General features: G+C 36.7%; 8 protein-coding genes. 4 read left to right on the forward strand and 4 right to left on the reverse strand.

Features of this window, described 5'->3' with window-relative positions; translation table 11 throughout:
• Positions 1 to 633: 633 nt before the first annotated feature.
• Positions 634 to 1,662, forward strand: a complete 1,029-nt coding sequence (locus HX062_RS05550) for an AraC family transcriptional regulator (protein WP_286466731.1) — start codon at positions 634 to 636, stop codon at positions 1,660 to 1,662.
• Between the two features lies 1 nt (position 1,663).
• Positions 1,664 to 2,788 carry a helix-turn-helix domain-containing protein gene (locus HX062_RS05555; RefSeq protein WP_286466732.1) on the forward strand — a complete coding sequence of 375 codons (1,125 nt, stop codon included), beginning with the start codon at positions 1,664 to 1,666 and terminating at the stop codon, positions 2,786 to 2,788.
• A gap of 193 nt (positions 2,789 to 2,981) precedes the next feature.
• Here the strand turns inward: HX062_RS05555 and HX062_RS05560 are convergent, their stop codons facing one another.
• Together HX062_RS05560 and HX062_RS05565 are read right to left on the reverse strand one after the other, a co-directional pair.
• On the reverse strand, positions 2,982 to 3,854 hold the full coding sequence (locus HX062_RS05560) for a PepSY-like domain-containing protein (RefSeq protein ID WP_286466733.1): 873 nt from the start codon (positions 3,852 to 3,854) through the stop codon (positions 2,982 to 2,984).
• A gap of 19 nt (positions 3,855 to 3,873) precedes the next feature.
• Complete coding sequence (locus HX062_RS05565; protein ID WP_182626442.1) at positions 3,874 to 4,323, reverse strand: PepSY-like domain-containing protein; 450 nt, start codon at positions 4,321 to 4,323, stop codon at positions 3,874 to 3,876.
• A 287-nt stretch (positions 4,324 to 4,610) separates the two neighbouring features.
• Between HX062_RS05565 and HX062_RS05570 the strand changes: the two genes are divergently transcribed.
• A complete protein-coding gene (locus HX062_RS05570) occupies positions 4,611 to 5,054 on the forward strand; it encodes a hypothetical protein (RefSeq protein WP_182626443.1) in 444 nt (147 codons plus the stop codon).
• An 84-nt stretch (positions 5,055 to 5,138) separates the two neighbouring features.
• Here HX062_RS05570 and HX062_RS05575 read toward each other — a convergent pair whose 3' ends face one another.
• Both HX062_RS05575 and HX062_RS05580 read right to left on the reverse strand, forming a co-directional pair.
• Positions 5,139 to 6,464 (reverse strand): sensor histidine kinase, encoded by a 1,326-nt coding sequence (locus HX062_RS05575; RefSeq protein WP_286466739.1) that lies wholly within the window; start codon positions 6,462 to 6,464, stop codon positions 5,139 to 5,141.
• Positions 6,457 to 7,134, reverse strand: coding sequence for a response regulator transcription factor (locus HX062_RS05580; protein WP_286466740.1), 678 nt, complete (start codon positions 7,132 to 7,134; stop codon positions 6,457 to 6,459). The genes HX062_RS05575 and HX062_RS05580 overlap by 8 nt, the downstream gene beginning before the upstream one ends.
• Positions 7,135 to 7,355: 221 nt before the next feature.
• Between HX062_RS05580 and HX062_RS05585 the strand changes: the two genes are divergently transcribed.
• Positions 7,356 to 7,946, forward strand: a complete 591-nt coding sequence (locus HX062_RS05585; RefSeq protein ID WP_182626446.1) for a Crp/Fnr family transcriptional regulator — start codon at positions 7,356 to 7,358, stop codon at positions 7,944 to 7,946.
• The last annotated feature ends 232 nt before the right edge of the window (positions 7,947 to 8,178 follow it).

Here is an 8,178-nt window from a genome sequence, read left to right on the forward strand (position 1 = left end):
GTTCGTTCAGTATGGTTTTTCCTAGACTGTTTTACAGTATGTAATATAGCATTGATGCTTTACTGCTATGTTACAAAATAGGACGCTATTCGGGATCCTAGAACCTTATTTGCAACAACGTTTTAGTAGCTGTACTTCTATTGGTGTTTTTTGCTTCGGTATCGACGCTTCGGGCAGGGAGAGAGTTTACTTTTATAGTTGTAGTACAATACGTTTACTGTCTTAATCTGTTGTTTTTGTGTTTATATTTTAAATAATTGTTGTTGATCGCGTTGGTTTATTACAGATAATTTAATTATAAAAAAACAATGTTAAATGGTGTTTCAATTGTTTTTTTTGATGATGTTATACGTGTTTTGATACATATATTAACATATCAAAAGTTAAATTTGTTTAAATGAAATCAATTAAATACGATAAAAAAGTATAAAAAGTGAAATTAATTTAGGTAATATTTAGTATATCTAAAAATTAACAAAAAAATATTATATTTCTTTTAACTGTGGGGGTTAGTTTTATTTACTAATGAGGAAGGGACGGTTTTTGGGGTTTGTTTTAGCTTTATAGTAGGGTATAACTTAATGAGCTAAACTTATTTTCAAGATGCCATCCTATGGATTAAAAAAATAAATTATGATGAAGTTGTACGATTGGAATACAAGTTTACAAACTGAGCGATTCTACTATTTATTGTTTGGTATATTTATTTTATTACTGAGCATGAATTATTACAATGCGTTGATTGAACATGACACCGTATACATAATCAATTTTTTTGCGATTGTGTTTAGTTTGAAGTTGTTTAGGCTGGTAGATGATACACCAGATGTTGTGCTGAAAACGCAAATAACCCAAATGTTTAGTTTATCCGTTGTTTTACTTGTGTTGAGTTTTCTTCCCATACCGCTTTGGATTCTGATTGCCTTGAATAATTTTTTTGGCATTGTGTATTTTGGTCTTTTTTACTTTCATCGCTTACACTTAAATAGATCCTTAAAAGCGATTGAATCTTATATTTTTATTACGCATTTTTCTTTTGTTGTCTACCTTTTGCTACTCAACGTACAAGGTTATTTTTTCAAAATAAAAATCCCTGACTTGGTTTTTGTATTGGGTTATGTACAAGTAGGGCTTCAATATTTATTGCTCGTGTTATCCTTGTTTACCTATTTGTTTTACAAGAAACAGCAAAAAGAGTGCGCATCAGATACTTTCACACTTTCAAAGGGGTATTGGGAGGTAGAAGAGGAGAAGGAAATTGCCGGGCAGAACAAAGTAGAAATAGAATCGGAAACATTTCGCTTGACGTTTGGAAATCAAGAATTAGCCGAACAGATTCTCGATTTTTTTGAAACTGAAAAAGCGTTTTTACGGCCTGATTTTAGTTTGGAGATGCTGTGTTTGCATCTGCCTCATAGCCATGCGCAACAGGCGAGTTATGTGATCAACAAGCATTTGAATACTAGTTTTTACAAATTGGTTGCTTTTTATCGGGTGATGGAAGCGTTGAAATTACTGGCCCTTAAATCGGATTGGACGTTAATGGCTATTGCGGAAGAATGTGGTTTTAAATCCGTCAATACCTTTAATAAGTATTTTAGAGATATTACCGGGTTTAGCCCTGCAGAATATCGTGTAATAATAGAAAAAAGAAAAGGATAGTATGATTTGGTTGTTTGTATGTTATGTTGTTTATGCTTTCTTTTATTGGTTAAATGGGGATACTAATAAACAGAGAGCGAACGTATTCCGCTTTTGCAGTGCGATATTTGGTTTAAATGTAGTGTTGTATCTGGTTGATTATTATGGGTATAGCGATAGGAGTTCTAGTTTTCTAGCCCTTTTGTTTTTGTTGCAGGGTGCTGGCTTAGTATACTTGTTAAAGATCAAACGCATCAAACAGTTTGTTCACTGTGTTGTAGTCGTGCTTTTAGTGCTCTTTTATGTGTTTCAATTGCTCCTTGATGAAACTTCGGTCGCCTGGATTTTTCTTCGTTATGAGGTAATACTCTTGATTAGTGTACTTTCATTTGTCTATGGTTGTTATGGCTATTGGTGTTTGATAGGGGGGAGGGTATCCTCTGGATTAAAGCAATACATTGCCTTTTATATCGTCACACTATTTTGCGTTTCGATTTCATTTATGATTGCTTATCTCTATCGGTTTCCACTTTTTAGCTACCTTAACTTCTTGTTTTATTTTACAGGACTATCCTTGCTGTTTATCGCCTTTTTAAATGAGTTAAAAGAATTTGTTTACGCCAAATTTAGTCTAAGCCGCTCTAGGATCACGGGGCAAATGGAACGCGAAGCCTCTAGTTTATTCGGTGCGATGGCTCTCGATGTATCGATTCCCAATAAGGAGAAGATGTCCATATGGTCTACGCAATACGGGATAAGATCGGATGTATTTCAGTTGGATCGGACTTCTGTTGGGGAAAAAGAATCCATCGAATGCCGGACGCACGAAATTCGCCAAGTGATGACCGCTAAATTGATTGAAAGTCGGTTGTTTTTGGATCCCGTATTAAACTTAGAACAATTGACTATTATCCTGGGGTTTCCCAAAGCTGAACTCCTAGAGTTTTTTAAAGAATCGTCCTCTTTGACGTTTAAACAGTACATCAACCGCTTGAGGGTGGAATACGCTATTCTCATGATCAAAGACAATGAAGAAAACTATACCGTTGAAGAGTTGAGCTTGCTCTGTGGGTTTAATACCCGACTTTCTTTTTACCGCGCTTTCGTCGAGGTGTTTGGCTTTGCCCCCTCCGAAATTATGAGCTAGTTATCACTTGTGAAAACAGCGCGTTTTCACCATTTAATTATCCTATAAATCCTAAAAAGTGCAAGTAGCACTGCACTTTTTTCATGATCCAGCTGTGGGATTTAAAACAAACAGCATATACCTAAAACAGGAGGGACTGTCTAATTTTAGACAGTCCCTCTATTTTAATCCGATTTTAAGTATTTCCAGTGGCTTATCGGTCTATTCGTAAAAAATTTCCCTCTTGGTCAAAAAGAAGTTCAACTTCTTGTCTTCCCTTTTTTAATTCAACATCAAAACCTTGTCTGTTTTTCTCCACTCCCACGAGCTTATAATCGCTATAGTGCTGCTGAACATAAGTAATTAAGGCAGGAGGTAGTAATACTGATGGAATTTCGTTGTCTTGCTTGCTCTCAATTTCAGTCCACGCTCCTTGTTGGTCAAATTCAATGTTGAATCCGTTGCTCAGGTATACGTCGTAGGTCGTTTGTCTGCCTACTTCCTTCTTGATTAAAACAATGCTAGCTTGACTGAAATGCTCGGTTAGAAAGCGCTTAGCGGCGCTCGGCAATTGGTCTTCATTGATCAATTCTTCGTCTCGGTCTAAATCTAAATCTAGTCCTACAAATTCTTGCTTGGCGTTAAAAATCAATTCCAAACCACTGTTTAGGGTAGCTTCAAAACCTCTTGCATTTTTGTCTAGTTCCACTAGGAAACTATCGGGATAATTTGCGTTTACATACGCTAAGATTAACGGTACTTCTTGAGCGAGAAAAGCTTCAGGAAGGGCCGTGTTATTTCTAGTTTCAATTTCTGTCCAATTGCCTGATTTATCAAAGTCAATGGAGATATTATTGTCTAAAGTTAACTGATAAAACGTCCCGTAATAATTGGGGGTGCTTTTTTTAGTTGCCTGTACAATCACCGCATTAGGAAATGTAGTCTCAATAAATTTTTTGGTATTTCCAGGCAATTGATCTAGGGTAACATGTTCAACTTTTGTCGAGGTATTGTCGTCACTACTACAAGCTGTAACTCCTAAGGTTAAGGCTCCAAATAGAACGAGTGCAATTAATTTCTTTTTCATGGTATTTTAATTTGTTTTGTTAGTAGTCAATACGCTTGAATTGCCCTGATTTTGAAAATTCAAGTTCTAGCCCATTGTTGAGTTCTACTTCATAAATGCGTCTTTCGTTACTCACTTTTACTACTTGTGCTTCTGGGTAATTTGCTTTAATATAAGTTACTATAGGCTCTAATAAAAAAGTAGTCGGCAACGGATTTTTGTTTCCATCTACTTCTTCCCAATCGCCAGACTGGTCAAATTCGATTTCAATTCGATCTGTAAAGGTTACCTTATACGATACGGATAGAAAATCAACATCCTTTTCAACGAGTTGAATCGTTTTGGAATTGAAATGGGTATCCATAAAAGCAAGTGCCTTCTTCGGCAATTCACTTTTTGTAATGATAATGTCTTTAGCTAATGTCGATTGACTAGTCAACATGACGATGGCAGTGAAGATTCCCGCAATTACTGTTTTAAATGTTTTCATGGCTATTTCTTTTTTGTTTATAGGACAAAGCTAGGGATAGAATCTGGAAAGAATTGGGAATAAGCAAAAAAAACAATCATTTTTGCCCTTATCTTCTTATCATTTTTTGTGTTATATTTTTTAAATATGGGAGGTATGTATTGTTCTATCAGCAATCATTTTTGAAAAAATGGCATTTTTTTTATAAAATTTTGTATCTTGTATGCTAATGGAAACGAAGTTGAATGGTTTGTTGTACAACGAACTGTAGTTCGTTTTTTTTCGGAAAAAATTAAAAGAGAAAAGAGATGAGAAAAAGATGGATGTTATCCTTGTGTGTTGTTGCTTTTGTAGGTTGTAACAATACGGCTAAAAAAGCGCAAGCCGCAACGGGAGAAGAACAACAAGCGGAAACGTCAACACAACCACTGAATGTAGGAGGATCAAAAGATGAACACGGCTGTATGACGGCTGCGGGTGAAACTTGGAGTGAACTGAATCAAACTTGCCTGCGTTTGTTTGAACAAGGTCTTCGTTTAAATCCGGTAAAAGAGGAGGGAGGTACCCTACTTAGTGCTTTCGTTGTATTTAATGACGATCAATCCAAATTGCAAGTATTTCTTCCAACGGAAGAACAAGAGGTATTGATCTTAGATAAAAAAGAAGGGCATATCTACGCGGATGCAACTTATACCTATGATGGAAAAGAGGGAGCTCTATACATCAAGGGACAAAAAGAATATGCGAAGTAAACGCAATCTTATTTTAGCGTAGGATCAACTTTATGTAATGTTATGTCAAACACACTTCAATAAAGGAAACTTTATGAGGTGTGTTTATTTTTTTGTCTTGTTAGATCTTGCGTGGTTTGTCTTAGTCTCGCGATAAACCGTAAAGCGATGTAGTTTATCGAAGCTGTACTGCATCTGTAGTGATTCCGTTACTTTAATAATGGTTTGCACTAAAGACAAGCCCAATCCCGTAGACTCTTCATTGGTTGTACTTCTAAAGAAACGGTTGTAGATTACTGTTTCATCGAGTGCTGTATATTGTGCACTAGTATTGGCAATTGAAAAGCTATTATGTTGAAGATCAACGCTGATGTTTCCTTGGGGGATATTGTGCATCAAGGCGTTTTTGAGCAGGTTTTGGACCAAGGTGATGGCGAGCCCTTTGTCCATCAAGATAGCAAAGGAAGCTCCCGAGTCATGAAGGCTAACGGTTATACTTTTGTAAGAGAAGAAATCCTCAAAATCTTCGACAATATCCCTTACAATTTGGTTGAGATCTATTTCTTGTTGGGGTTGAAACTGTTTGTTTTCAATTTTCGCCAGCATTAAAAGAGATTTATTGAGTTTAATCAGACGCGATAAACTTTGATGAATGGAGCCAATTTGATTGATTTGACGTTCATTTAATCCCTCGGCTTCTACGAGTAATTCGAGTTTATTACTGATAATGGCTAAAGGAGTTTGGGACTCGTGTGCTGCATTGGAAACAAAGGTTTTTTGCTGTTCGACCATTTGCTCAATGCGCAGGATCATTTTATTGATTTCTTGTTGTAGATCAGTAAATTCTTTGATGGGCGTTTGGGTTTCGACGGTGCTTATCTTTTCTCCTAAGGTATAGGTTCTCAGGTTGTTTAGCAGGCGATAGAAAGGATTCCAAACCGCACGGCGCAGAATAAAGTGATTAATGAGGTAAATGCTGAGTAATAAAACAACGTAAAGTACCAATACAGCCACTCCAAAATCGCGCAACAAATCATCAGCTTCGATTGTAGAGGTGCGTATTTCCAGTTGATAATTATCTCCTTTTTGATCGACAAAAGTGGTGGTCAACGTGCGTACAGGCTCCTCATTGTCATCGGCATCCATGTAGATCATTTCTGTGCTGAACACATTTTTTTTGGAGTATTTTCCTGGGGCTAACGGTGTAATTCGAAAGCCACTGCTTCCAAAGGAAATAAAGCTTTCTACTTGAGGATCTGTATATGCCTTTTTTATGATTTCGGTTTTGTTGTTTTTTAAGCCATCGTCAATATTGTCGTATACTTCGTCCATCATAAAGGCATAAAAAATCAATACCCAGGCGGTTAGTACAAAGATAATACCAACAGATAAGTAGCCCAACATATAATTGTGTAGCTTCATTTTACTCATTTTCTAGTTTATAGCCCATTCCGTAGACCGATTGAATGTTGACTGCCGCCTGATGGCTTTTCAGTTTTTTGCGCAGGTTTTTTACTTGGGAATAAACGAAGTCATAGCTGTCTGCCTCATCCATATTATCGCCCCATATATGTTCGGCTAAAGACGATTTGGTAACGAGTCGATTGGCATTGACTACGAAGTAATACAACAGCTCGAATTCTTTGTTGTTCAACACCATGGGGATGTCGTTTACTTTGACAGTGCGTTCGTCAATAAAGATTTCGATATTATTCCACTTCACGCTTTGAAACCCTTGTTGGTGCTTGCGTCTGAGGACAGATTTTATTCGAGCGAGTAGTTCAGACAGGTGAAAAGGTTTGGTTAGGTAATCATCTGCTCCCAGTTCCAAGCCCATTACTTTGTCGTCAATGGAATCTTTGGCTGATATAATGATGACAGAATCTTCTTTTTCCATTCTTTTAATTTCGCGCAAGAGATCCATGCCATTGCCATCGGGAAGCATAATGTCCAGTAAAATACAATCGTAGTCGTAACCAATTAATTTTTCCATGGCCTTTTTATAGTCTGCTGCAACTTCAACTACATAAAGTTCTTTTTCTAGCGATTCTCGCATAATCGCACGCAGTTCTTTTTCGTCTTCAATTACTAAAATCTTCATAGGTGTAGGATGAGTGGTTAGCCTCGAAAGGGAGCACTGTTTTTTGTATATACGTGATTAAGCGAATTTACAAAAAAACAACCGCATTTGAAACTACTTTATGTGCTGCTACTTACCTCTGTTTTGATCTTATTTACTTCTGTTGTTTTAGCCGAATTATCCTATAAACATAGTGAAAAATAGCGTAAATTTAAGGTCGCATACATCGAATACACCTTACTATGATTGATCCTGCTATTTTATTGCGCTATTGCGGTTTTATTAAAGAATTTGACAAGAGTGAAACCGTGTTTACCCAGGGAGAGGAACCTCGCTATTACTTTCAAATTATGCATGGACGCGTTAAAATGAATAACTATAACGAAGACGGTAAAGAGTTTATTCAAGGGTTGTTTACTGATGGAGAAAGCTTTGGAGAGCCTCCTCTTTTTTGTGAGGTGAACTATCCTGCTAATGCTGTTACCTTGCAGCCAACAAGTATAATACTCATTCATAAACGCGATTTTTACACCTTACTCGAGCGTGAAAAATCAAGTTGTTTTAGCGTATTAAAAGCCTTGTCTTCCCGTTTGTACTATAAGTCTATTATGGCGCCTGATATTTCGTCAAATGATTCGGAGAAGCGAATACTCACCTTGTTAAACTATATCAAAACACAGCACAAAGAGCTTACGGAGGAGTTTTATGTAGATTTGACCCGCCAGCAAATAGCGGATATGACAGGACTTCGCGTAGAAACAGTGATTCGCACAATTAAAGAGATGGAAGCAAATCACTTAATTCGCTTGGAGAGAGGAAAGTTGTTTTTTTAAGTAGACTTTTTTTGTTGTTTGTTCTTTGCTCTTTGCTCTTTGCTCTTTGTGCTTTGTGCTTTGCTCTTTGTGCTTTGTTCTTTGCTCTTTGCTCTTTGCTCTTTGTGCTTTGCTCGATTTGCAAACCGTAAACTGTTACCACTTACCACTCACCATGTACGTCCCTGACATAGGTTGACCATAAAAAATCAATTTTCCTATGAAAGTTAACGTTCAACAAATCAAAAAAAAT

Source organism: Myroides sp. DF42-4-2, from assembly GCF_030326445.1.
In the GTDB taxonomy this organism is placed as follows: Bacteria; Bacteroidota; Bacteroidia; order Flavobacteriales; family Flavobacteriaceae; genus Flavobacterium.

Bases quoted from the DNA above. Each gene is read 5' to 3' on its own strand.
- HX062_RS05550 (WP_286466731.1), top strand. From the start codon at position 634: ATGATGAAGTTGTACGATTGGAATACAAGTTTACAAACTGAGCGATTC.
- HX062_RS05555 (WP_286466732.1), top strand. From the start codon at position 1,664: ATGATTTGGTTGTTTGTATGTTATGTTGTTTATGCTTTCTTTTATTGG.
- HX062_RS05560 (WP_286466733.1), bottom strand. From the start codon at position 3,854: ATGAAAAAGAAATTAATTGCACTCGTTCTATTTGGAGCCTTAACCTTA.
- HX062_RS05565 (WP_182626442.1), bottom strand. From the start codon at position 4,323: ATGAAAACATTTAAAACAGTAATTGCGGGAATCTTCACTGCCATCGTC.
- HX062_RS05570 (WP_182626443.1), top strand. From the start codon at position 4,611: ATGAGAAAAAGATGGATGTTATCCTTGTGTGTTGTTGCTTTTGTAGGT.
- HX062_RS05575 (WP_286466739.1), bottom strand. From the start codon at position 6,464: ATGAGTAAAATGAAGCTACACAATTATATGTTGGGCTACTTATCTGTT.
- HX062_RS05580 (WP_286466740.1), bottom strand. From the start codon at position 7,134: ATGAAGATTTTAGTAATTGAAGACGAAAAAGAACTGCGTGCGATTATG.
- HX062_RS05585 (WP_182626446.1), top strand. From the start codon at position 7,356: ATGATTGATCCTGCTATTTTATTGCGCTATTGCGGTTTTATTAAAGAA.